A 23570-nucleotide genomic window follows, 5' to 3' on the forward strand; every position below is an offset into this window, starting at 1 on the left:
TCCGGCGGTTACTCTGCGGCAGCATTCGCGAGGATCTGAATTTCACACGTCATGGCGAATCTTCGCCGCCCGTCCGAGGCGGCCGTGGTTCCACGCCAGGTTGCGCGAGCCGTCTCGTCGAAACCCGTCCGACCCCCGTAACGACCCGGCCCGCGAACGCGAAAAGGGCGGCCCCCGAAGGAGCCGCCCTTGTCATTCGTCACCCGTTCGATGCGGCCTCAGCGCGCCTTCTTGGTCAGCTTCGCGGCGATCTCGAACATCTCCTCGGGGGCGTAATCCGGGGTGAAGGCGGAGGGCACGCCCGTGAGCTGATGGATCTTGCCGCCGTCGGGCATGCCCTCGACCACGGTGAGCTCGCCCGGCGGGTCGCCCGGCAGCGCCACTTCGCCGTTGCCCCAGATGCCGGCCATCTCCTTGTAGTCGTTCGGGCTGAAGGTATAGAGCCGGCGGTGCGAGCCCTCCTGCAGGTACTTCTGACACTCGGGGATCTTGTCGAGGTTGATGTTCGGGGTCGGCAGGAACTTCTCCAGCTCGACGCCGGTGATCTTCTTGAGCGCCAGGGCGTAGGCGTGGGCGTGGACCGAGCCGCGCACGAGCAGGTAGCCGCAGACCTCGCGGCCCGTCGGGTCGGTGAGGGTCTCGTAGACCCGCAGCTTGTGCAGACGGGCGCCGCATTCGAGGTGGAAGTTGTGCAGGAGATCGACCACCACGTTGCCGGTCGTCGTGATGAAATCATTGTTCCAGGAGGCGCCGTTGGAATTGACCGGGGTCACGCCGCCGCCGTTCGACAGGAACGCCGCCGCCAGCCGGATGTCCTTCATGTCCTCGAACGGCGCGCCCGAGATGTCGCCGCCGTCGCCCTTGTCGCCGTCGTTGTCGGGGCCGTTGGCGAGCATGGCGACGCCGTTGCTCACGAGCTCGACATGGCCGAGTTCCTCGGCCGTGATGGCAGCCACCAGGCTATAGAACGGCCGCAGCTTCGACTTGCTGCGGAAGTTGAAGCTCTGGAACATGTAGTTGCCCAGTGTCGACATCTCGCCGTACTTGCCGCCGAGCAGTTCCTGCAGGGCGGCCGCCGCGTTGGGATCTTTCCGCTTCGGCGCGGGAAGCTCGGCCTGTAGCTTGTCGACGCGCATGAACATGAGGTGATCTCCGGTCCCGGGTTGGGACATGTCCCGGGGGAACCGGGCCGCGTCGGGCATGTTCCGCCGTTGCGCCATGATCACGCAGGATCGGCCACGCTTGGAACCTTCGGCCGGAGGATCGGGGGCGCCCGTTGCGTCCCCGGGGCCGGCCGGTGGTGTCCCGCCCGCAACTGCCTCTGAATACTGAATGAACCCGCGTTGAGCCGGGTCCGGGCGTCTGCTAGCAACGGGACCAAGGCCCCGGCGGGAGATCGGGGTCACCTTGGGAGGACGCAGGCCGTGAACACCGTCACCACCTGGAATCAGGTCTACGACCCGTTCGGGAGCCCCTGGCTCTCGACGCTGGCTGCCTCGCTGCCGGTCATCGCCCTGCTCGGCATGATCGCCAGCGGCAAGGTCCAGGCTCACATCGCCGCCGTGCTCTCCCTCGTGCTGGCGTTCTGCGTCGCCGTCTTCCTGTTCGGCATGCCCGCCGGCCTCGCCACCCGCGCCTCCGCCTACGGCGTGGCGCTCGGCCTGTTCCCCATCGGCTGGATCATCCTCAACGTCATCTTTCTCTACCGCCTGACGGTGGAGAAGGGGTGGTTCGCCACCCTGCAGCAATCGGTGGCGGGCATCACCACCGACCGGCGCCTGCAGCTCCTGCTCGTCGCCTTCGCCTTCGGGGCGTTCTTCGAGGGCGCCGGCGGCTTCGGCACCCCGGTGGCGGTGACCGGCGCCATCCTCATCGGGCTGGGCTTCTCGCCGCTCGCGGCGTCCGGCCTCTCGCTCATCGCCAACACCGCCCCCGTGGCCTACGGCGCGCTGGGCGCGCCCATCCAGGGCCTCGCCTCGGTGACGGGCTACGACCCCTACATCCTCGGCGCGATGATCGGCCGGCAATTGCCGTTCTTCTCGGTGCTGGTGCCGTTCTGGCTCATCTGGGTGTTCGCGGGCTTTCGCGGCATGCTCCAGATCTGGCCGGCGATCCTCGTCTGCGGCGGCTCGTTCGCCCTCGCCCAGTTCGGCATCTCGAACTACGTCAATCCGTGGATCGTCGATATCGGCGCGGCCCTGATCTCCATGGGCGCCCTGGTGCTGTTCCTGCGCTTCTGGCGCCCGGCCACCATCTGGACCTCGCCGGCCCTGCGCGGCAACGATCCCTCCATCGGCTTCGTCACCGCCGCCGGCGGCGCCAAGGTGGCCCCGACGGGCGCCGGCGTGCGCACCGCCTCGTCCTCCGAAATCCTGATGGCCTGGGTGCCGTGGATCATCCTCTCGGTGATCGTGGCGATCTGGGGCACGGGCTGGTTCAAGGCCATCGTCAACCCGATCTTCACCTGGAAATACGAGGTTCCGGGCCTCCACAACGTCATCATGAAGGTGCCGCCGGTGGTGGCGACCGCCCACCCGGAAGCCGCCGTCTTCGCCTTCACCTACATGTCCTACACCGGCACCGGCGTGCTGTTCGCCGCCATCCTGTCGGGCCTGCTCATGCGGTTCTCGCCGTGGCGCCTCGTGACCGCCTACATCGAGACCATCTGGGTCCTGCGCTACTCGCTCATCACCATCTCGGCGATGCTCGCCCTCGGCGTCCTCACCCGCTACGCCGGCGTCGACGCGACGCTCGGTCTGGCGTTCGCCGGCACCGGCATCCTCTACCCGTTCTTCGGCACGCTGCTCGGCTGGTTGGGCGTGGCCCTGACGGGCTCCGACACCGCGTCGAACGTCCTGTTCGGCGGACTCCAAAAAATCACGTCGGAGCAGCTCGGCCTGTCGGGCATCCTCATGGCCTCGGCGAACTCGTCGGGCGGCGTCATGGGCAAGATGATCGACGCCCAGTCCATCGTCGTCGCCTCCACGGCCACGGGGTATTTCGGCCAGGAGGGCAAGATCCTGCGCTTCGTGTTCTGGCACTCCATCGTGCTCGCCTGCCTCGTCGGCTGCCTCGTGATGCTCCAGGCCTACGTCTACCCGTTCACCGCCATGGTGATTCACCCCTAAGGAAGCCCCGGCGCTCGGGAAACAGCCCGCTCCGGTTCGCCGGGGCGGGTTTTTTCGTGAGCGGGCCTTCTCATGAGCGGGTCTTTTCCTGGACGGTGTCCGGCCGGGCTCCCGGACAGTGTGGCCGGATCGTCCGGCGCCGTCGCTGTCGCGGGGGCGGGGCGGCGGCTATCGCCGGGGTTCCATGCGAAAGGGACCCCGATGCCACGGACGACGCGAGGATGGGGCAGCGGGCTCCTCGGCATCCTCATCTTCAGCGCCTCCCTGCCAGCGACCCGGGCCGCCGTCGGGGGGTTTTCGCCCCTGTTCCTCACTGCGGCGCGGGCGGTGATCGCCGCGACCCTCGGTGCGGGGCTGCTCCTGGCCCTGCGCCAGACGCGGCCGGGGCGGAGCGACCTCGCCGCCCTGGCGCTCGTGGCCGTCGGGGTCGTGGTCGGCTTCCCGCTGTTCACGGCGCTGGCGCTCCAGCACGTCACCGCCGCCCATTCGGTGGTGTTCGTCGGCCTGCTGCCGCTCGCCACCGCCGGGTTCGGCGTCCTGCGCGGCGGCGAGCGGCCGCGCCCGGCCTTCTGGCTGTTCTCCGCCGCCGGTGCGGCCACGGTGGCGGGCTTCGCCCTCACCCAGAATGGTGCCTTCGAAGGCGGCGATGCGTCCGTGGGCGACCTCCTGATGCTCGCCGCCATCCTGCTCTGCGGCCTCGGCTACGCCGAGGGGGCGACCCTGTCGCGGCGGCTGGGCGGCTGGCAGGTCATCTCGTGGGCCCTCGTCCTCGCCCTGCCGGTGATGGCGGCCCTGGCGCTCGCGACCCTGCCGACGTCGTGGCGCGGGATCGGCTGGCCGGCCTGGACCGGGCTCGCCTACGTCTCGGTGTTCAGCATGCTCGTCGGCTTCGTGTTCTGGTATCGCGGGCTGGCGCTCGGGGGAATCGCGGGCGTCGGGCAGCTGCAGCTGCTCCAGCCGTTCTTCGGCCTGGCGCTGGCCGGGCTCCTCCTGCACGAGCCCGTCGCCTGGACCATGCTGGCGGCGGCCGGCCTCGTCGTCCTGTGCGTGGCGGGGGCGAAACGGTTCGCGTAAGCGCGGCGCGATCTGGTAGGATGGCGCCGCCATGTTCAACCTCGCCGCACGCTACTCCCTCGCCAAGCTCCCCCCGGTGGAGTCCGCCCGCCTGCGCCTCGGCCCCCTGGCGCCGGGGGACGCCGAGGCCGTGCGGGCGCTCACCGACGATCCGGCCATCACCGGCGCCATCGATTTCCTGCCTAACCCCTTCACCCTGGCGGCGGCGCGTCAGCTCATCGGCCCGGCGAAGATCAAAAACGACTGCTTCCTCGGTGCCCGCGCGCGGGGAGGGGCGGGGGACGGGCTGCGGGATGGCGACCTCGTGGCCATCGTCGGCCTGCACCTGCGCGGCGACCACGCCGTCGAGCTCGGCTACTGGGTCGGGGGGGCGGCCCGGGGCCAGGGCTACGGCGCCGAGGCCGTGACCGCCGCCATCGGCCTCCTGCGCCAGCGCTTTCCCCACCGCTTCGTCGTCGCCGAGTGCCGCCCGGAGAACGCCGCCTCGCGCGGCCTGCTCCTCAAGGTCGGCTTTCGCGATACGGGCGACGAGGGCCACCGGCCGGGGCGGCGGATTTTTACGTATGAGCCGAAACCCGATTGATCTTGGGAGATCGAGGAGCCCGTCGCGCGCCCTCGATCTGGAGAGATCAATCGGTCTCGGCCGCCGCTTTCCCAAGGCTCGTCCAATCGATGCCCAAGGCGCGCATGGCGGCTTCCGGCTCCCGGTCGAAGATGGTGAGGAGCGAGCGCGCGGCCGGGTCTGGCACCTTCCGGCCCTGCTCCCAATTCCGGTAGGTCGTCACCGGGACACCGAGCGCATCGGCGAAACGCTGCTGCGTGACGCCGAGCTTTTTCCGGATGTCGGCCGGTGCGAGCGCGAGGACGTACCCGGTCGGCGTGGCGTCCGGGTCGCCCCCGTCCTCGCGGGTGTGGCGTCTGATGTCGGCCTCGGTCGTGGCTTCGATCGTTTCGCGGTTGACCTGCGGACGGTTCATCCGAAGCTGATCGAGGCCGATGCGTGCCATACTTGGCGCTCCCTGCGGTTGGCGCGGCGGGCCGAGATGATCCACCGCACGGAGCCGCGATCCGTGAAGGTGACGTGATAGAGATCGCCGTCGATCTCCCCGAGGGCGTTCTGGCGAACCTCGCCGTAATCGCGCCGGTCGTCGGACTTCACGAGGGTGCGCCCCAGGAAGATCAGGGCGGCGAAGTCGAAGCCGAACCCGCGCTCCACGAGGTTTCGGTTCGACTTCTCGTCGTGCCAGTCGAAGTCCATGGGTTTTTCTACGCCCAGGGCTCATAAGATGCAAGGAAGTTATGCGCCCTGGGCGTATGTTCGCCCTATCGTACAAGTCTGGCGCGACAGGGCAGCGTAAGCGCCCGCCTATTCCGCCGCCATCCGCGCCCCGTCCGCCCCGATCCACGCCGCCAGATCCGCCCGGCCGCGATCCGTCAGGGCCTTCTTCTTGGCGACCGCCTTTTCCGGCCCGCGCAGGCGCTGGCCGGCCTCGCCCTTCGGCGCGTGCTCGAGGGGCGGAAACAGGCCGAAATTGACGTTCATCGGCTGGAACGAGCGCGGGGCGCCGGCATCCTCGGCCGCGATGTGGCCGCCGGTGATGTGGCCGATGAGGGCCCCGAGCGCCGTGGTGGCGGGGAGCGGCGCCAGGGTCCGCCCCTGCGCCTCGGCCACGGCGAAGCGCCCGGCCATGAGGCCGATGGCGGCGCTCTCGACGTAGCCCTCGCAGCCGGTGATCTGGCCGGCGAAACGCAGGGACGGCCGCGCCTTGAGGCGCAGGGTCGCGTCGAGGAGGCGGGGGCTGTCGAGGTAGGTGTTGCGGTGCAGGCCGCCGAGGCGCGCGAACTCGGCGTTCTCGAGGCCCGGAATCGAGCGGAACACCCGAACCTGCTCGGAATAGGTCAGCTTCGTCTGGAACCCGACCATGTTGTAGAGGGTGCCGAGCGCGTTGTCCTGGCGCAGCTGGACGATGGCGCAGGCCTTCACCGTCGGGTTGTGCGGGTTCGTGAGCCCCACGGGCTTCATCGGTCCGTGGCGCAGGGTCTCGGGGCCGCGTGTCGCCATCACCTCGATGGGCAGGCAGCCGTCGAAGTAGGGGGTCGAGGCCTCCCACTCCTTGAACCCGATCTTGTCGCCGTCGATCAGCGCCTGGATGAACGCGTCGTACTGGTCGCGGTCCATCGGACAGTTGATGTAGTCGGCGCCGGTGCCGCCGGGGCCGACCTTGTCGTAGCGCGACTGGAACCACGCCTTGTCCATGTCGATGGAGTCGCGGTGGACGATGGGCGCGATGGCGTCGAAGAACGCGAGGGCGTCCGCACCCGTGAGGTCGCGGATGGCTTGCGCCAGGGACGGGGCGGTGAGCGGCCCGGTGGCGACGATGGTCCGGCCCCACGCCTCCGGCGGCAGGCCTTCGACCTCCTCGCGAACGATGGTCACCAGCGGATGGGCTTCGAGGGCGGCGGTGACGGCGGCGGCGAAGCCGTTGCGGTCGACGGCCAGCGCCCCGCCGGCCGGCACCTGATGGGCGTCGGCGGCTCTGAGAATGAGCGAGCCGAGGGTGCGCATCTCCTGGTGCAGCAGCCCGACGGCGTTGCCGTTGGCGTCGTCGGAGCGGAACGAGTTCGAGCAGACGAGCTCGGCCAGATCCTGGCCGTGATGGGCCTCGGTGCCGCGCACCGGGCGCATCTCGTGGAGCACCACCGGATGGCCGGCCTCGGCGATCTGCCAGGCGGCCTCCGAGCCCGCGAGGCCGCCGCCGACGATGTGGATTGCTGTGTCCGTCATCGCCTCGGGATAGACCCGCGCGCCGGCCGGATCAATGCAGGGGCGGGGAGACCAGGAAGCGCTCGCGGTTGGCCGAGGTCACCGCGAGCTTGATGGTCTGGCCGTCGCGCCGGATGGTGAGGGGCACCCGCACGCCGGCCTCGCCCAGCGCCCAGACCTGCCGGAAGAAGCCGGCAAGGTCCGCCACCGGCTCGCCCGCCACGGCCGCGACCACGTCGCCGGGGCGCAGATCCGCCGCCTCCGCCGGTCCGTCGTCGGCGAGCCCCATGACCACGACGGCGTCGTCGCCGTCGCTGGCGTAGAGGCCGAGCCACGGCCGGGGCGCCCGGTCGGCCCGGCCCCGCGTCACGAGGTCGTCGAGGATCGGGGTCAGGAGGTCGATGGGCACGATCATGTTGATGGTCTTCGGGCCCTCCGCCGTGCCCTGCTGGAGCTGGAGCGAGCCGATGCCCAGCAGCTCGCCCTTGCCGCCGATGAGGGCGGCGCCGCCCCAATGCGGGTGGGCCGGGGCGGTGAACAGGGCCTCGTCGAGGACGTATTCCCAGTAGCCGGCGAATTCCTGCCGGGCGACGATCTCCACGGCGACGCTGCGCTGGCGCCCGCCGACGCCGGCGACGATGGCCCGGTCGCCGATCTTCACGCCGCCCGAACGCCCGAGCGGCATGGAGGGCAGGCCGAGGCTGCCGAGCGCCTGGACGAGGCCGAAGCCCGTCACCGCATCGTAGCCGACGACGTGGCCCGGCACGGAGCGCCCGTCATGGGTGGTGAGCCAGACGGTGTCGGCCTCGGTGACGAGGTAGCCGATGGTGACCACGAGGCCGTCGTCGCCGATGACGACGCCGTTGCCGGCCCGCTCGGTACCCAGCGTCTCCGCCGTGAAGGCCTCATCCGGCACCCGGGTCGAGAGGGCGACGATGGCGGTCAGGGTCTGCGCGAGGTCGAAGGCGTAGTCGGCGGCCCTGGGCTGCACGGATGTGGGGATCTTCCAGTCTCCGGGCGTGGCCATGGGGGGTCTTTCCTGCCGTCGTCGTTCCGCGAGACCGGGAGATAGGTCGCCGGCCCCCCTTTCGACAGGCTGGGGCGGCGTCTTCCTCACGGGGACACCGCCCGAGGCTGCCCTCAGCCCAGCAGTTTGTCGAGGGTGATGGGGAAGTCGCGCACGCGGGTGCCCGTGGCGTGCCACACGGCGTTGGCGATGGCGCCCGCCGTGCCGGTGATGCCGATCTCGCCCACCCCCTTGATGCCGAGCGGGTTCACGTGCGGGTCGTGCTCCTCCACCAGGATCGCCTCCAGGGACGGCACGTCGGCGTTCACCGGCACGTGGTACTCGGCGAGATTGGGGTTCATCACCCGGCCCGAGCGCGTGTCGAGCACCGCGTGCTCGTGCAGCGCCAGGGACACGCCCCAGATCATGCCGCCGTAATACTGGCTCCGCACGAGGCGCGGGTTGACGATGCGCCCGGCGGCGAAGGCGCCCACCAGCCGCGTCACCCGGATCTGCCCGAGATCGGGATCGACCTTCACCTCGGCGTAGACCGCCCCGTGCGCGTGCATGGCGTAGGTCTTTCGCGAGGCGGGGTCGCCCGCCCCGGTGCCCTTGGCCTCGACGGAGTCTTTTCCGGCCCGCGCGAGGATGTCCGAAAAGCTTTCCGAGCGGGTCGGATCGTCGCGCCGCGCCAGACGTCCGCCCTCCGCCACCGTGCCGGCATTGCCGGCGCCGTAGAGGGGCGAGGCGCGGTCGTTCACCGCGAGGTCTTCGAGGGCCGCCAGGGCGCCCTGCGTCGCCGCGTGCACGGCGCTGCCCGACGTGGCCGTGCCGGTGGAGCCGCCGGCCAGCCCGCCGTTGGGCAGGTCCGAATCGCCGATGCGCAGCTCGACCCGGTCTCCGTCGAGGCCGATTCCGTCGGCGGCGATCTGGGCGAGCACGGTCCAGGCGCCCTGGCCCATGTCCTGGGCGGCGGTCTCGACGAGGGCCGTGCCGTCGGCCCGGATCGTGGCGCGGGCCTCGCCCTGCATCATCCCGGCCGGATAGGTGGCGGTGCCCATGCCCCAGCCGACGCGGAGGCCGTTCTCGTCGCGCATCTGGCGCGGTTGGCGTGGGCGCTTGGACCAGCCGAAGCGCTCGGCCCCCTGTGCGTAGCATTCGCGCAGGGCCTTCGACGAGAACGGCCGGTGGGTGATGGGCTCGACCTCGGCGTAGTTCTTCAGCCGCAGCTCCAGGGGGTCCATGTCGAGCTGGAGGGCGAGTTCGTCGAGGGCCGATTCCACCGCGACGCTGCCCGAGGCCTCGCCGGGCGCGCGCATGAAGATCGGCGTGCCGATATCGGCCCGCGAGACCGCGTGGGTCGTGGCGATGGCCTCGGAGGCGTAGAGGTGGCGGGCGATGAGGCCGCAGGCCTCGACGAAGTCGTCGTGGCGGCTCGTCAGGGTCAGGGTGTGATGGTCCAGGGCCGTGAGGGTGCCGTCGGCTTTCGCGCCGAGCTTGAGGGTCTGGCGGGTCGCGGCGCGGTGGCCGACGGAGCCGAACATCTGCTCGCGCCGCGTCACCAGCTTCACCGGCCGGCCGACGAGCTTCGCCGCCATGATCCCCAGGATCTGCGGGGATGAGATGAAGCCCTTCGAGCCGAAGCCGCCGCCGAGATAGTGGCTGACGATGTGGATGTTCTCTTGCGGGATGCCGAACAGGCCGGCGAGGCGGCCCTTGGCGATCCACAGGGCCTGGGTCGGCGTGTGGAGGGTGAGGCGGTCGCCGTCCCACTGCGCCACGCTGGTGTGGGGTTCGAGCGCGTTGTGATACTGCGCCGCCGTCTCGTAGGTGGCCTCCATCCGGGTCCCGGCCGACGCGAACCCGGCTTCGATGTCGCCCGAGCCCTCCTGCGTCGGCGAGCCGGCGCCGACGCTGTCGGGCGTGAAGATTGTCTCGCCGCCGAGTTCCACGCTCGGGGTTTCGGCCTCGTAGCGGGGATTCAGCAGGGCCGCGCCCTCGGTTGCCGCCTCCAGGGTCTCGGCGATCACCACCGCGATGGGCTGGTTGGCGTAGCGGACGTTTCCGTTCTGCAGGAGGTCGAGGCGGAAGGCGAAGGGGTTGTCCTTCTCGTCCGGGGATTTGGCGAGTGCCGGCGCGTTCTCCGGACTCATCACGTCGACGACGCCCGGATGGGCCTTGGCCGCCGCGACGTCGAGGTGGGTCACCCGGCCGCGGGCGATGGCGCTCACCGCCATGACGGCGTGGAGCATCCCCCCGGGGTGGAAGTCGGCGCTGTAGCGGGCCGCGCCCGTGACCTTGGCGGGGCCGTCGCGCCGGGTCAGGGGCTGGCCGATGGAGGCGCCGTGGCGCATGCGCTCGGTCATGGTCGGGCTCCGGAAGGGGCGGCGGCGAAGGGGCTGGCGGGCAAGGCGGGGATGCGCGCCGGCGTGCCGGCCTGCGCGAGGGTCAGGGCCCGCACGACGATGCGGCGGGCGAGCTCGATCTTGGCGGCGTTGTCGCCGGACGGCGTCGCTCCGGCGAGCGCCGCGTCGGCGGCCTTCGCGAACAGCGCCGGGCTCGGCACCTGATCGGCGAGAAGGCTTTCGGCCTCCCGCGCCCGCCAGGGCTTCAGGGCGACGCTGCCGAGGGCGATGCGGGCCTGCCCGATGCGATCCCCGTCGAGGGTGAGGCCGACGGCGGCCGAGACCAGCGCGAAGGCGTAGGAGGTGCGCTCGCGGACCTTGAGGTAGCGCGAATGGGCGGCGAACTTTTTCGCGTCGGGCGGGAGCCGGACGGCGACGATCAACTCGCCCGGCGCCAGCTCGGTCTCGCGCTCCGGCGTGTCGCCGGGCAGGCGGTGGAAATCCGCGAGCGGGATTGCGCGGCGCCCGGCCGGTCCCTCGATCTCCACGATCGCGTCGAGGGCGGCGAGCGGCACGCAGAAATCCGACGGGTGGGTGGCGATGCAGTGCTCGCTCCAGCCCAGCACGGCGTGAGTGCGCGTCGCCCCGCCGAGGGCCTCGCAGCCGGCGCCGGGGTCGCGTTTGTTGCAGGCGCTCGCGGTGTCGTAGAAATACTGGCAGCGGGTGCGCTGGAGGACGTTGCCGGCGGTGGTGGCGGCGTTGCGCAGCTGCGCCGAGGCGCCCGACAGCAGGGCCTCGGCCACGGCCGGATAGCTCTTGGCGAAGGCCGGATCGTGGGCGAGGGTCGCGTTGCGCACGAGGGCGCCGATGCGGACCGCGCCATCCGGCAGGGTCTCGACGGCATCGAGGCCGGACACACGCGAAATGTCGACGAGGCGTTCGGGCCGGGTGATCCCGCCCTTCATCAGGTCGAGGAGGTTGGTGCCCGACGCCAGATACGCGGCCCCCGCCCCGTGGGCCGCCACGGCCTCGGCGACGCTGCCGGCGCGGACATAGTCAAAGTTTTTCATGCCGCGTCCTCGCTGAGGTTGCCGCCGGGCAGGACATCGGGGGCGTTCATCGCCGCGTGGGCGGCGAGCACGGCCTCGGTGATCCCCGCATAGGCGCCGCAGCGGCACAGGTTGCCGCTCATGCCCTCGCGCACCCGCTCGGGATCGTCGCCGGCCTGGCCCTCCCGGATCAGGCCCACCGCGCTCATGATCTGGCCCGGCGTGCAGAAGCCGCACTGGTACCCGTCGTGATCGACGAAGGCGGCCTGGACCGGGTGCAGCACGTCCCCGTCCGCCAGCCCCTCGATGGTGGTGATGGACGCCCCGTCGTGGCTCACGGCCAGCGCCAGGCAGGCATTGATCCGCACCCCGTCGAGGAGAACGGTGCAGGCGCCGCACTGGCCCCGGTCGCAGCCCTTCTTCGAGCCGGTGAGGTCGAGGCGCTCGCGCAAGGCGTCGAGGAGCGTGACCCGCGCATCCTCGAGGACGAGGCTGCGGGACACGCCGTTCACGGTCAGCGTGATGGGAAAGCCGGTTTCGGGAAAGCTCATGCCGGGACGGCTCCGCGTGGCTTGTCTGGAACTTGTCCAGATAGGGCCATCGCCGGGGCCGACCAGCGGGGGGGGGCGGGGCGGTCGCGGTCCGATGGTTCGTCTTGAGCTGACTGCGATGCCGAAGAATTTTCGGATTTGGCGGGGGTCCCCTCTCCTGAAAGGAGAGGGACAGGGTGAGGTGTGGGACCTTTCCTGAGAGTTCACACACCTCACCCCAACCCTCTCCTTCCAGGAGAGGGAGCGCGTAGCGCCTCACGCCGAAGGGCGATGGCGCCCTGCAGGATGGCTGTTGCGTGGCGGGCCGAATCGCCTACTTCGCCGCCCCCGTGCGCTTCAGGATCGCCTGCATCTGGGCGATCTCCGCGTCCTGCGCCTTGACGATGCTCTCGGCGAGCGCGCGCACCTCCGGGTCCTTCGAGTATTGCAGGGCGACCTTCGCCATGGCGATGGCGCCCTGGTGGTGCGGGATCATGCCGGCGGCGAAGTCGCGGTCGACGTCGCCCGAATAGGCGATGTCCATGTCGCCGTGCATGCGCATGCCGGCCTCGCGGAAGGCGCGGGTGGAGGGGGCCTCGGCGCCCGCCTTGGCCTTGGGCGCCGGGTGGTCGTGGCCGGCATGGTCGTGGCCGGGGTGATCGTGGTCGTGGTCGGGGGCGGCGACCGCGCCCAGGGCGAAGACGACGAGGGCGGCGGCGAGGGTGGTCTTGAGGATCATCAGAAGAACTCCGGGGTCAGAACAGGGCGGGGCGCGCGGCCCCGATGGGATGGTCGGCGGGGGCCGGTTCAACCTCGCTTCGGGCGGCGGCCAGCCGGGCGAAGGCCGGGCCGCCGAAGCGCAGGAGCAGGATCGGGGTCAGCACGGCGTCCAGCAGCGTCGCGCTGAACAGGCCGCCGAAGATCGTCACGGCGACGGGGTGGAGGATCTCCTTGCCGGGCGCGGTGCCGTCGACGAGGAGCGGCACCAGGGCGATGCCGGCGGCGAGCGCCGTCATCAGCACGGGCACGAGGCGCTCCTGGCTCGCGCGCAGCACCAGGGCCGGCCCGAAGGGGAGGCCCTCGGTCAGCCCGAGGTTGAGGGCGTGGCTGATCTTGAGGATGCCGTTGCGGGCGACGATGCCGGTGAGCGTCACGAAGCCGATCATCGAGGCCACCGACAGGGGCAGTCCCGCGACGGTGAGCGCCACGACGCTGCCGATGAGGGCGAGCGGCACGTTGCCCATGACGATGAGGGCGAGGACGCCCGAGCGGTAGCGGCTCGCCAGGAGGGCGAAGACCAGGGAAAGCGACACGAGGCTGAGCAGGCCGATGGTCCGCGTCGCCTCGCCTTGCGCCTGGTACGCGCCCTCCAGACTCGCGCTGACGCCCTCGGGCAGCTTCGCCTGCGCCAGGGCTTTGCCGATGGCGCCGGCCACGGCCGAGCCGTCCGCCCCCGGCTCGGTGTTGGCCTGGACGACGAGCCGCCGCCGCCCGTTCTCGCGAAGGATCTGGTTGGGGCCGTCGCGCTCGGTGATGTCGGCGAGCGCATGGGCCGGGACCCAGCCCGTGGGGGTCTCGATGAGGAGGTCGCGGAGCGCCGTGACCGAGCGGCCGGATTCGGGCAGCCGCAGGGTCACGTCGAACCGGCGCAGGCCGTCCACCAGGGTCGAGACCACGCGGCCGTTGGCGAGCCGGCTCACCGCATCGACCACGGCGTTGGGGGCGATGCCGTAGAGGGCGGCCCGGCCGCCGTCGACGCGGACGTCGAGCTGCGGAATCCGCACCTGCTTCTCGATGGCGAGGTCGGCGAGCCCGGGAATTTTCTCGAACTCCGCCTTGAGGGCCTCGGCGGTGCGACGCAGACCGTCGAGGTCCTCGCCGAACAGTTTTACGGCGATCTCGGCGCGCACGCCCGACAGCATGTGGTCGAGGCGGTGCGAGATCGGCTGGCCGACATTGACCGAGACCGGCAGCACGCCGAGCCGCGCCCGGATGTCGGCGGCGATGCTTTCGCGCGGCCGGCCGCCGGGCCGCAAGCCGATTTCGAGGTCCGAGGAGTGGACGCCCTCGGCGTGCTCGTCGAGCTCGGCCCGGCCCGTGCGGCGCCCGACGCGGTCCACCTCCGGGATGTCGGCGACGAGCCCCTCCGCGATGGCGCCGATGCGGCTCGACTCGGTGAGCGAGATCCCCGGCGTGAAGGCGAGGTTGACGGTGAACGAGCCCTCGTTGAACGGCGGCAGGAACGCGCGCGGCAGGCCGGCGGCGACGTAGACCGCCGCGCCGACGCCCAGGACGGCGCCCATCATCACGAGCCGCTGATGCCCGAACGCGAAGCCGACGAGGCGGGCGTTGCCGGCCTTGAGCCAACGGATCAGCCGGCCCTCCGGCGCCTCCAGGCTGTGTAAGCCGGGGAGCAGCCAGGAGGCGAGGGCGGGGGTCAACGTGAGAGAGACGACGAGGCTCGACAGGATGGCGATGATGTAGGCCTGACCGAGGGGGGCGAACAACCGCCCCTCGATGCCCGTGAGCGCGAAGAGCGGCACGAAGACGAGGCAGATGATGGCGGTGGCGTAGACGATGCCCGACCGGACCTCGTTCGACGCCGCGACGATCACCGCGAAGGCCGAGCGGGGCGCGCCCGCGTGCCGGTTCTCGCGCAGGCGCCGCAGGATGTTCTCCACGTCGACGACCGCGTCGTCCACGAGTTCGCCGATGGCGATGGCGAGGCCGCCCAGCGTCATGGTGTTGATGGAGAGACCGAGCGCCGAAAAGATCGCCGCCGTGGCGAGGATCGAGACCGGGATCGCGGTGAGCGAGATGAGCGTCGTGCGGGCGTTCATCAGGAAGGCGAACAGCACCACGGCCACCACCGCCACGGCCTCGAGGAGCACCGTCACGACGTTGCGGAGCGAGGTCTCGATGAAGTCCGCCTGCCGGAACAGGATCTTTTGGGCCTCGATGCCCTTCGGCAGGGCCGGGGCGATCTCGGCGAGCGCCGCCTCCACGGTCTTCGTCAGCCGGACGGTGTCGATGCCGGGCTGCTTCTCCACGGAGACGATGATTGCGGGTTTCCCCATGTAGCCGCCGTCGCCGCGCTTCGGCCGGGGCGCGAAGGCGACGTCCGCCACCTGCCGCAGGTAGACCGGGCCGCCGGGCGTCGGCACCACGAGGTTGCTCAGATCCTCCAGGCGGGTGGTGCGGCCGACCGCGCGGATCAGCACTTCGCGGGCGCCCGCATCGGTGAAGCCGCCGCCGGCATTGGAGCCGAAGCCTTCCAGCGCTTTTCCCAGGGCGTCGTTGGTGACGCCGAGCGCCCGCATGGCGGCGGGGTTCGGGGCGACGCGGAACTGGCGGACCTCGCCGCCGATGGGGATCACCTGGGCGACGCCGGGGATCGACAGCAGGCGCGGCCGGATGGTGAAGTCGGCGGTCTCGCGCAGCTGCATGGCGGTGGCCGTCTCGCCCGTCACGGCGACGAGCAGGATGCCGCCCATGATCGAGGAGACCGGCCCCATCTGGGGCATGACGTTCAGGGGCAGTTCCGAGCGGGCCAGCGCGAGGCGCTCGGCCACGAACTGGCGGGCGCGGAACAGGTCGGCCGACCACTCGAACTCGACGGTGACGATGGAGAGGCCGATCCCCGAGACCGAGCGCACGCGGGTGACGCCGGGCAGGCCGTTCATCCGGGTCTCGATGGGGTAGGTGACGCGCTGCTCCACCTCCGTGGGGGCGAGCCCCTCGGCCTCCGTCATCACCGTGACGGTGGGGCGGTTGAGGTCGGGCAGCACGTCCACGGGCAGGCGGGTCAGGGCCAGCACGCCGGTGAGGACGAGGGCGGCGGCGAGCGCCAGCACGAGGAGGCGGTTGCGCAGGGACTGCGCGACGATGGTCTCGAACATTTTTTCAGCGCCTCCCGGGGCATGGGTTCGATCGGGGAATTTCGTTCGATCGCCGGTGCAGGCTGGTCTCGACGGGCTCCCTCTCCTGAAAGGAGAGGGCTGGGGTGAGGTGTGTGGGCTCTCCGGAAAGGTCCCACACCTCACCCTGTCCCTCTCCTTCCAGGAGAGGGGACCCGCGCTGGACCGCATCCCGTCGCGACCGTCGCGGTCGGGCTAGCGGATCTGGTCCAGGAGTTCGGCGCCCTGGACGACGATGCGGCGGCCGGGCGCGAGGCCGTCGGCCACCAGCACCCGGTCGGCGTCGAGGGCGTCGGCCCGCACGGCGTGGGCGACGAAGCGCTCGGCGCTGACGTGCTCGTAGACGAGGTGGCCGCCCTCCGTGCGCACGAGGCCGCCGCGCGGCAGGGGCAGGCCCTGGCGCTCGCCGCCCGTGGGGGCGAGCACGGTCACGAACTGGCCGAGCCGCAGGGCGCCGGCGTCGCCGACGACGGCGAACTGGACCGGCACCGCCTGGTTGCGGTCGGCGAGACCCGCGCCGCGATAGGACAGCGCGAGGCTCGTGCCGTCGCCGAGCCGCGCCGTGGCGGCGCTGCCGTCGGCGAGGGCGGCGAAACTCAGGGCCTCGACCCAGAGCTTGGCCGGATCGACGATGCGGTAGACCACCGTGCCGGGGGCCGCCATGGCCCCGGCCACCGCCGCGGTCTCCGCGATGACGCCGTCCACGGGGGCGACCAGGGCCTCGGGCTCGCGCCGGATGGCGTCGAGGGCGGCGCGGCGGTCTCGCAAGCCGTCGAGCTCCGAGCGGGCGTCGTCGAGCTGGGTCTGGGCCACGGCGCCCGTGGTCGACAGGCGCTCGAACCGGGTGACCCGGCGGACCAGGATGGCGATCTGCTGGTCGAGCTCGCCCTGGCGCTGGCGCATGTCGGAGACGTCGACGGCCTGGACCGGCGGCGTCACTGTCGCCAGCACGTCGCCGCGCCGCACCCGGGTGCCGAGGCGGGGAAAGCCCCCGGCGGGCGGGGCGAGGCGGCCGCCGACGGAGGATTGCACCACGCCGCTGGCGTTCGGATCGGCGATGATCCGGCCGGGCAGTTCCGTGGTGCGGGCGACACTGCCCGTGGCGGTGAGATCCGTGCGGAGCGCCAGCAGGCGCTGCAGGGCTTTCGGCACGAACACCGAGCCGTCGGGCAGGCGCCGGGCTCGCTCCAGGGCGCCCGGCGTGAGGGCCGCCGGAAGGGTGACGTTGGCGGCCTTGCCGGCGTCGTCGTGGCCTTCGTGCGCGAAGGCGGTGCCGCCGAGCAGAAGGGTCGTCGCGAGGACGAGGAGGGCCAGGACCGGGGCGGTCCGGCGACCGCGCAAGGTCGCGACGGCGGCGAGGCCGAGGAGGAAGCCGCCGGCGGCCGTCGCCATGGGGTTCTGGCGGGCGAAGCGTTCGGCGAGCGTCGGGGCCGCGTCCCCGGTGCTCGCCGTGGCGGCGGGCGCTTCCGGCAGGTCGAAGTCGAGGGTCAGGATGTCGGTTCGGCCGCCCTCGCTGACCCCCACCATGAGGTCGCTATGGGTCTGGCCCGCCGGCCAGGGGAGGGGGAGGCGGTAGGTGCCGGGCGCCGTCTCGACGGCCTTCCGGCGCGGCTGGCCGGCCAGGGACACGGCGATGCCGGCACCCGGCACCGGCGCGTTGGTGACGAAGCGGTCGAGGGTGAGCACGAGGCTGTCGCCCGCGACCACGGCCACGAGTTCGAACCGCTCGGAGACGGCCTCGGCGCGGGGCGCCGCCGCCACCGGCGCCGGGGGCGCCTCGGCGCCGTGGTCGTGGCCCTCATGCGCCGAGGCGAGGCCGGGGGCGAGCAGCATACAGGCGAGGGCGAGCGCGCGCAGGGCGGCCGCGGGAACGAGGGGCATGAAGACATCTTTCGCCGACGGAGCAGGGAACGGCGTTCCGGCGCCGGCCCTGGGGCAACGGCGCGCGGGACGCGGGACAGCGTCAGGCGAAGGATCTGGGGGGTTCGGGGAGCGCTTCCGGGACGACGTCCGTCCGGGCGGGGAGGGCGCGGGCATGGGCCCGCGCTTCGGGGCCCCGCGCGGGCAGGGCCGCATGGGTCTCGGGCGCGAGGGCGGTGCCGGTGCAGCAGGATGTGCCCGGCCGGCAGCAGGCCCCGTCGCAGGGATGGGCGAGGCCCGTCTCCGCGCTCGCCCGGACCACCGGGGCGGTGGCGATGGACGTGGTTACGGCCGCGACGGATGTCGCCGCGATGGACTTGGCCGCGACGGAAGCGGGGAGGGGAGTGACGGAAGCGACGGCCCGGTCCGGGCCCGCAGGGGCGTGTCCCGCATGCGCCTCGGCGCCCGACGGCACGGCGAAAGCGGCGATCAGAACGATCACCGCCACCAGCCACAGTACCATGTTGCGTGCGTGAGCCATGCTGGCAATCCACATAGCACGGGCGCCGCCCCCGCGACAGACGGGTTTTTCTCGCCTAATCCAGGGGGCGGGTCTGAGAGCACATCCTATGTTGCGTACCATCCGTGTCATCGGCATCGGGACCGGCAACCCCGAGCACATCACCGTCCAGGCGGTGCGCGCCCTCAACACCGTCGACGTGGTGTTCGTCCTCGACAAGGGCCGCGAGAAGGCCGATCTCGTCGCCGTGCGGCGCGAGATCTGCGCCCGCTACATCACCGAGCGGCCCTACCGCTTCGTCGAGGCCCAGGACCCCGAGCGCGACCGCGACCCCGCCGATTACGGGGCGACGGTGGAGGCCTGGCACGCCGCCCGCGCCGTCCTCTACGAGGCGATGATCGAGGGCGAGCTGCGGCCCGACGAGTGCGGCGCCTTCCTCGTCTGGGGCGATCCGTCCCTCTACGACAGCACCCTGCGGATCATCGAGCGCATCGTGGCGCGCGGGCGCGTGCCCTTCGCCTACGACGTGATCCCGGGGATCAGCAGCGTCCAGGCCCTGGCGGCGAGCCACCGCATCGCCCTCAACCGCATCGGCGCGCCGATCCACATCACCACCGGCCGGCTCCTGGCCGACGGGCTGCCGCCCGGCGCCGACACCACGGTGGTGATGCTCGACGGGAACCCCCGCTTCGACCACCTCGACCCGGATCTGACCATCTACTGGGGCGCCTATCTCGGCACCGCCGACGAACTCATCCTGTCCGGCCGCCTCGGCGACGTCGCCGACACCATCGCGCGGACCCGGCGGGAGGCCCGCGCCCGCCACGGCTGGATCATGGACACGTACCTGCTGCGTGCGCCCGGGGAGGGGTGATCGACCGCGCGTTCCCCTCCCCCCTGCGGGGAGGGGTCAGGGGTGGGGGTGGCTCCGCCAGGCTCCCGCCCATGGAAATCGCGCGCGGGCAAACCCGTCGCGACCCTTCAGGGTCGTCCGGCCACCCCCACCTCCAACTCCTCCCCGCAAGGGGGAGGAGAGCCCGGGCCTGCTTCGACGCGCGCGGCATTCGGGCATCGGAAAAGCCACGATCCGAGGGTTCGTCCGCCCCGGAGCGATCCCCTCAACCCCTTGCATCTGCGACATATTCACCGCCTTCGCGGAACGAAATCGTCGACCCGTCCGCCCGGCGCGGGAGATCGATCCGCGCGCGCCGGCATCGGCAGGCGCAACCGTCTCTTCAGGCCGTGGCAGCGCCCGGCGCGGCCGATTCGGGCCCCGGCGGGGGATTTGCCGGAGCCCCGCCAGGGGCGATCATCGGCCGGGCGCGTCGCTTCGATGCGCCCGGAGGGCTTGGGCTCATGGCGGTGCGTGCGGGAACGGCGGGATGGGGCGGGACGCGCCTCGGACGGGTGCTCGGCGCGGGCGCCGCCTGCCTCGGGCTCGGCGCCGCCCTCGCCTGCCTCGACCGGCCGGCCGTGGGCGCGGCCGCCGCCGCCCTGTCGCTGCGCCTGGAGGAGCGCCTCGGCACCCAGACGCCCGCCGGGCCGGCCCGCATCGGCCTCGGGCCCCACGGCCGCGACATCCGCCTCGCCGGCGAGTTGGGGGAGGGGACGGCGGAGCGCCTGCGCGCGATCCTCGACGCCAACCCCCACGCGGAGCGCCTCCACCTCACCAGCGAGGGCGGCCTCGTGGCGGAAGGGCAGGCCATCGGCGATCTCGTCGCCGCGCGGAATCTCGCCACCTACGTGCCCGATTACTGCGTCTCGGCCTGCACCCTCGCCTTCGTGCGCGGGCACCGGCGCTTCCTCGTCGAGGGCGGGCGCCTCGGCTTCCACGCCCCCTACGAGGCCGGCCTGTTCGGGCAGGCCGTGCAGGCCGACGGCGTGCCCGAGCGGACGGCCTACCTCGCCGCCGGCCTCGACCCCGCCTTCGTGACCGAGGCCCTGGCCACCGCCTCCGCCGACCTGTGGGTGCCCGACACGGGCCGGCTTCTCTCCGCCCGCGTCGTCACCGAGACCGTCGACACCGGGCGGTTCCCCGATTCGACCCTCGACGACGATCCGAGCCCGGCGGGCGCCCGGGCGGCCATCCTGCGCGCCCTGCCGCTCCTGGGTTCGGCGCCGGGCGCCGTCGCGGACCTCGCCGCCTGGTACGCCGAGGCCTACCGCACCGGCCGGCCGGAGGCCGAATCCGTCGCGGGCCTGCGCCGGCGCGCCGCCGCCGGGATCGCCCGCGGGCTCGCGCAGGCCGACGCGTCCACGGTCCTGGACGCCGGGCGCCTCCTCCTGCGGGCCATGCTGGCGGCCCGCGACGGGGACCGCGAAGCCTGCGCGCGGATCGGCGCGGGGGCCGATCTCGTCGAGGCCGGGGAGGTGCTCGGCGACGGGGCGGCGGTGCCGGCCCTCGTGGCGCGGGCGGGGATTGTTGCGGTGATCGCCCCCCTGCCCGACAGCGGGGTCCCGGCGCGCGCCTGCGCCACCGAGATCCACGCCTACGCCCGCGCCCTGGCGAAAGCCCCGGCCGAGGCGGCCCCGGCGGTGCGCGCCCTGATGCAGCGGGCCGGGCGCCCCGTCCGCGAGGCCTCCGCCCTGCCGTGAGCGCGTGGGAGGGACCGGTGCTGGGGGCCGGGCGGAACGACCGGGGATGGGTGGCTTGAAGACGGTCCGCTTCTACCGGGCAACGAGGCAGAAGCGGACCTTGGGCTACATGTCGTTGAGTTCGAGCCGCGATGCCCTATCAGACGATGGCGAGCTCTGCGCGCCGGAGTTGGGTCTGCGTAGCGACCTCAATGAAATAGCCCCCCTTGGCCTTGAAGTAGAATGTCCAAGCCCCGTGGTAATCGCGCGGCTCCGGCACGTCCCAACCGTCGATCTTCAGGCGCGCGTTCAGCGCATCAACCTGCTCCCGGCTGTCTTGGATGAAACCGATGTGATGGACGTCACTATCCTCGGGGTAGGCGAAGGGGCCTCGTTTTTTCGCGAAGTCATTTAGGACCAGCAGCATACCGTCGTCGTCGTGCATGACAGCAAGTGCCTTCCCACGCATCACCGACGTGTGCAGCCCGAAGTAGACCTCGAACATCGCTACGTCAGCCGGGACGTCGATGCTTGTGAGATTAATGTGGTTGAGCTTCATCGGACACACCTCTCCTGTTCATCGGAAAGGACGCGCTGGTAGTCGACCGCTTATGGCGGCCGCCATGTACGAGCGCTAAGCCACCCGGACTACCGACCGGGCTGTGACTTCTACACGTCCATGGTCGGGGTAAGCAGCACGCGGTTACCTGTCAACGATCACGCCCGTCCGGGGGGCTCGGACGATCATGCTCGTCTGCTTCGGAGGTGCACGCGTGGCGGCCCGAACGGCTTATTTGGATCGATACCGGCCCCCAGGGCGAGGTGCCGGGCGTCGGATAGCCGCCCCCTAATGTCGGCGCGCGTCGGCCTTGCCCTGGAGGTGGCGGGCGAGTTCGTGGCCGATCTCCCGCATCAGGCTGTCGAGGAGTCGGGCGAGGGACGGGTGGTGCAGGTGGCCGACGAGGCCGTGCAGGGCGATGGCGTGCTCGGCCATGCGGTTGACCGCGTGCTGGCCCGGCCGGTCGAGGCCGCCCTCGTGGGTGAGGTCGAGGGCGATGCCGCGCCCGTGCCGGGGCTGGCCCGCCCCGTCGCGCTCGATCCGCCCGCGCAGGGACAGGCTGCGCTCGCCCGACGCCGTGCGGAAGGCGACATCGAACGGCGCTCCGCCGGCGACGGCGGCATGGACGACGTTCTCCACCCGCTCGCGATCCTCGCCGTGGGTCCCGTCGAGGAGGCTGCCCAGGGGCACGCCGGAGGCGGTGCGCCCCGGCTCGAGGCCCAGGACCTCCCCCAGGGTGCCCGAGAGCACGAGCCGGTCCGCCCAGATGTCGTAGGTCCACAGGCCGACGACCCCGGACGCGACCAGGGCGGCCTGCACCTCCGCGCTCTCCGACATCGCGAACAGGGGTCGAGACATGATTCTCCTGGAGGGGACACCGGGCCGCGACCGTGCCGTGGCGCCCGTCGCCGGACGGACGGTGTGATTTACCTGAGGTTTGTTTTATCGCAGGACTCACCGGATGCGATTCCCGTACGCTAGAGGGAAATCGGCCTGACGAGAAGAGGGTTGGTTGCGTTTTTATGGCAATCTCTCAACCTCAGATTGACGATCGCGTCATGGCCCCAGGCGCACGCTTAACGATTGATTAACCATGATCGGCGAGACCGGATCAGGTCATCCTTGCGTCACAGGACGGCCCCGGCGCGGGCGCCGGCCTGCGTGACCGGGACGAATCGAGAGCCGCAAAGGGGCGTCAGGATGAAGGCCATCACGTTCGTCACGCAGAAGGGGGGCAGCGGCAAGAGCACCCTGTGCATCTCGCTGGCGGTCGCCGCCCAGGAGCGTGGCCTCTCCGTCTGCATCCTGGAGATGGACCGGCAGGCGACGATCTCCGACTGGCTCGACCACCGCACCGTGGACGGCCCCGAGGTCGCCCAGATCGACGCGACCCAGATCGACGCGGTCATGGCCCAGCTGCGCGAATCCTCCTACGACTACGTCTTCATCGATACGCCGGGCGTCGATTCCACCGGGACCCTCTCGGCCATCCGCGCGGCCGACCTGTGCATCATCCCGTGCCGGCCGACCCCGGCGGACCTGCGCGCCTTCAAGCCGACGCTGGCCGCCGTCTACCGCCTCGAGAAGAAGTTCGCCTTCGTCCTGAACCAGACCCCGCCGCGCTCCTACCGCATCCGCGACGCCGCCGACGGTCTCGCGGTCCTGGGCATCCTGCCCGACGTCAACATCGTCGCCCGCACGGACCACCAGGACGCCATCGGCGTCGGCCAGGGCGTCACCGAGTTCAATCCGAAGGGGCAGGCGGCGGGCGAAGTGCGCCGGCTCTGGACCTGGATCGAGAAGCGGATGCAGGTCTCCAAGCATGTCAAAGCCGCCTAAACCGAGCCTCGCCGCCATCGTGGCGGCCTCGTCGGGGCGCCCGCAGCCCACCGCCGAGATCGTCACGCTCGACGTCGGCACCCCCCGCCCCCGGCCCGCCGCCACCCTCAAGGAGCGGGCGCGGCAGATGTCGGTCTACCTCGAGCCGCCGGTCTACGATCAGCTGCGCGACATCGCCCATGCCGAGCGGACCAAGATGCACGGCCTGATGCTGGAGGCCCTCGACCTGCTGTTCCGGCAGCGCGGCGCCCGCTCCATCCGGCAGCTGACGGAGACCGACCCGCGCTGAGGCAGGCGGGTCGTCGCGAGTGCGAAAACCGCTGGATTGAGAAGAGCTTGCGGCGCGATCCCGACCTCGCGTCGCAACCTGACCCCCGCCGCGGCCGCCCGATGCCCCGGGCCGAC

Annotated in this window: 21 protein-coding genes; 7 read left to right on the forward strand and 14 right to left on the reverse strand. The window is 71.7% G+C overall.

Annotated features, from left to right (window positions below; all coding sequences use genetic code 11):
• Positions 1-218 precede the first annotated feature (218 nt).
• Complete coding sequence (locus MKK49_RS19170) at positions 219-1142, reverse strand: manganese catalase family protein (protein WP_244031325.1); 924 nt, start codon at positions 1140-1142, stop codon at positions 219-221.
• A gap of 282 nt (positions 1143-1424) precedes the next feature.
• Between MKK49_RS19170 and MKK49_RS19175 the strand changes: the two genes are divergently transcribed.
• From MKK49_RS19175 to MKK49_RS19185, 3 genes are all read left to right on the forward strand, one after another.
• Complete coding sequence (locus MKK49_RS19175) at positions 1425-3128, forward strand: L-lactate permease (protein WP_244031326.1); 1704 nt, start codon at positions 1425-1427, stop codon at positions 3126-3128.
• A gap of 201 nt (positions 3129-3329) precedes the next feature.
• Positions 3330-4202 carry a DMT family transporter gene (locus MKK49_RS19180; protein WP_244031327.1) on the forward strand — a complete coding sequence of 291 codons (873 nt, stop codon included), beginning with the start codon at positions 3330-3332 and terminating at the stop codon, positions 4200-4202.
• A 31-nt stretch (positions 4203-4233) separates the two neighbouring features.
• On the forward strand, positions 4234-4785 hold the full coding sequence (locus tag MKK49_RS19185; RefSeq protein WP_244031328.1) for a GNAT family N-acetyltransferase: 552 nt from the start codon (positions 4234-4236) through the stop codon (positions 4783-4785).
• Positions 4786-4831: 46 nt separating this feature from the next.
• Here MKK49_RS19185 and MKK49_RS19190 read toward each other — a convergent pair whose 3' ends face one another.
• The 11 genes from MKK49_RS19190 to MKK49_RS19240 form a co-directional block, all read right to left on the reverse strand.
• Positions 4832-5209 (reverse strand): helix-turn-helix domain-containing protein, encoded by a 378-nt coding sequence (locus MKK49_RS19190; RefSeq protein WP_244031329.1) that lies wholly within the window; start codon positions 5207-5209, stop codon positions 4832-4834.
• Positions 5176-5460 (reverse strand): BrnT family toxin, encoded by a 285-nt coding sequence (locus MKK49_RS19195; protein WP_244031330.1) that lies wholly within the window; start codon positions 5458-5460, stop codon positions 5176-5178. Before MKK49_RS19195 ends, MKK49_RS19190 begins: the two co-directional genes overlap by 34 nt.
• Positions 5461-5568: 108 nt before the next feature.
• Positions 5569-6987 (reverse strand): methylenetetrahydrofolate--tRNA-(uracil(54)-C(5))-methyltransferase (FADH(2)-oxidizing) TrmFO, encoded by a 1419-nt coding sequence (trmFO, locus tag MKK49_RS19200; RefSeq protein ID WP_244031331.1) that lies wholly within the window; start codon positions 6985-6987, stop codon positions 5569-5571.
• Positions 6988-7018: 31 nt separating this feature from the next.
• Positions 7019-7993, reverse strand: a complete 975-nt coding sequence (locus MKK49_RS19205; protein WP_244031332.1) for a S1C family serine protease — start codon at positions 7991-7993, stop codon at positions 7019-7021.
• 113 nt (positions 7994-8106) lie between these two features.
• Positions 8107-10338 carry a xanthine dehydrogenase family protein molybdopterin-binding subunit gene (locus MKK49_RS19210; RefSeq protein WP_244031333.1) on the reverse strand — a complete coding sequence of 744 codons (2232 nt, stop codon included), beginning with the start codon at positions 10336-10338 and terminating at the stop codon, positions 8107-8109.
• Positions 10335-11387, reverse strand: a complete 1053-nt coding sequence (locus MKK49_RS19215) for an FAD binding domain-containing protein (RefSeq protein WP_244031334.1) — start codon at positions 11385-11387, stop codon at positions 10335-10337. The genes MKK49_RS19210 and MKK49_RS19215 overlap by 4 nt, the downstream gene beginning before the upstream one ends.
• The gene (locus MKK49_RS19220; protein WP_244031335.1) at positions 11384-11917 is read right to left on the reverse strand and encodes a (2Fe-2S)-binding protein; all 534 of its coding nucleotides are present in this window, start codon (positions 11915-11917) and stop codon (positions 11384-11386) included. The genes MKK49_RS19215 and MKK49_RS19220 overlap by 4 nt, the downstream gene beginning before the upstream one ends.
• Before the next feature lie 313 nt (positions 11918-12230).
• Positions 12231-12635, reverse strand: a complete 405-nt coding sequence (locus MKK49_RS19225) for a DUF305 domain-containing protein (RefSeq protein WP_244031336.1) — start codon at positions 12633-12635, stop codon at positions 12231-12233.
• Between the two features lie 16 nt (positions 12636-12651).
• The gene (locus MKK49_RS19230; RefSeq protein WP_244031337.1) at positions 12652-15795 is read right to left on the reverse strand and encodes an efflux RND transporter permease subunit; all 3144 of its coding nucleotides are present in this window, start codon (positions 15793-15795) and stop codon (positions 12652-12654) included.
• A gap of 213 nt (positions 15796-16008) precedes the next feature.
• Positions 16009-17694: an efflux RND transporter periplasmic adaptor subunit gene (locus MKK49_RS19235; RefSeq protein WP_244031339.1), complete on the reverse strand. Its 1686-nt coding sequence runs from the start codon at positions 17692-17694 to the stop codon at positions 16009-16011.
• 82 nt (positions 17695-17776) lie between these two features.
• The gene (locus MKK49_RS19240; protein WP_244031340.1) at positions 17777-18214 is read right to left on the reverse strand and encodes a hypothetical protein; all 438 of its coding nucleotides are present in this window, start codon (positions 18212-18214) and stop codon (positions 17777-17779) included.
• Positions 18215-18305: 91 nt separating this feature from the next.
• Here MKK49_RS19240 and cobF point away from each other — a divergent pair, with 91 nt between their 5' ends.
• Together cobF and MKK49_RS19250 are read left to right on the forward strand one after the other, a co-directional pair.
• The gene (cobF, locus tag MKK49_RS19245; protein ID WP_244031421.1) at positions 18306-19067 is read left to right on the forward strand and encodes a precorrin-6A synthase (deacetylating); all 762 of its coding nucleotides are present in this window, start codon (positions 18306-18308) and stop codon (positions 19065-19067) included.
• A 482-nt stretch (positions 19068-19549) separates the two neighbouring features.
• Positions 19550-20788, forward strand: a complete 1239-nt coding sequence (locus tag MKK49_RS19250; protein ID WP_244031341.1) for a hypothetical protein — start codon at positions 19550-19552, stop codon at positions 20786-20788.
• Between the two features lie 139 nt (positions 20789-20927).
• Here MKK49_RS19250 and MKK49_RS19255 read toward each other — a convergent pair whose 3' ends face one another.
• Positions 20928-21326, reverse strand: coding sequence for a VOC family protein (locus MKK49_RS19255; RefSeq protein ID WP_244031342.1), 399 nt, complete (start codon positions 21324-21326; stop codon positions 20928-20930).
• Positions 21327-21614: 288 nt separating this feature from the next.
• Positions 21615-22184, reverse strand: coding sequence for a PAS domain-containing protein (locus MKK49_RS19260; protein ID WP_244031343.1), 570 nt, complete (start codon positions 22182-22184; stop codon positions 21615-21617).
• A gap of 342 nt (positions 22185-22526) precedes the next feature.
• Here MKK49_RS19260 and MKK49_RS19265 point away from each other — a divergent pair, with 342 nt between their 5' ends.
• On the forward strand, positions 22527-23165 hold the full coding sequence (locus tag MKK49_RS19265) for a ParA family protein (protein WP_244031344.1): 639 nt from the start codon (positions 22527-22529) through the stop codon (positions 23163-23165).
• Positions 23149-23454 carry a ribbon-helix-helix domain-containing protein gene (locus tag MKK49_RS19270; RefSeq protein ID WP_244031345.1) on the forward strand — a complete coding sequence of 102 codons (306 nt, stop codon included), beginning with the start codon at positions 23149-23151 and terminating at the stop codon, positions 23452-23454. The genes MKK49_RS19265 and MKK49_RS19270 overlap by 17 nt, the downstream gene beginning before the upstream one ends.
• The last annotated feature ends 116 nt before the right edge of the window (positions 23455-23570 follow it).

The organism is Methylobacterium sp. J-090, assembly GCF_022829345.1.
Taxonomy (GTDB): Bacteria; Pseudomonadota; Alphaproteobacteria; order Rhizobiales; family Beijerinckiaceae; genus Methylobacterium.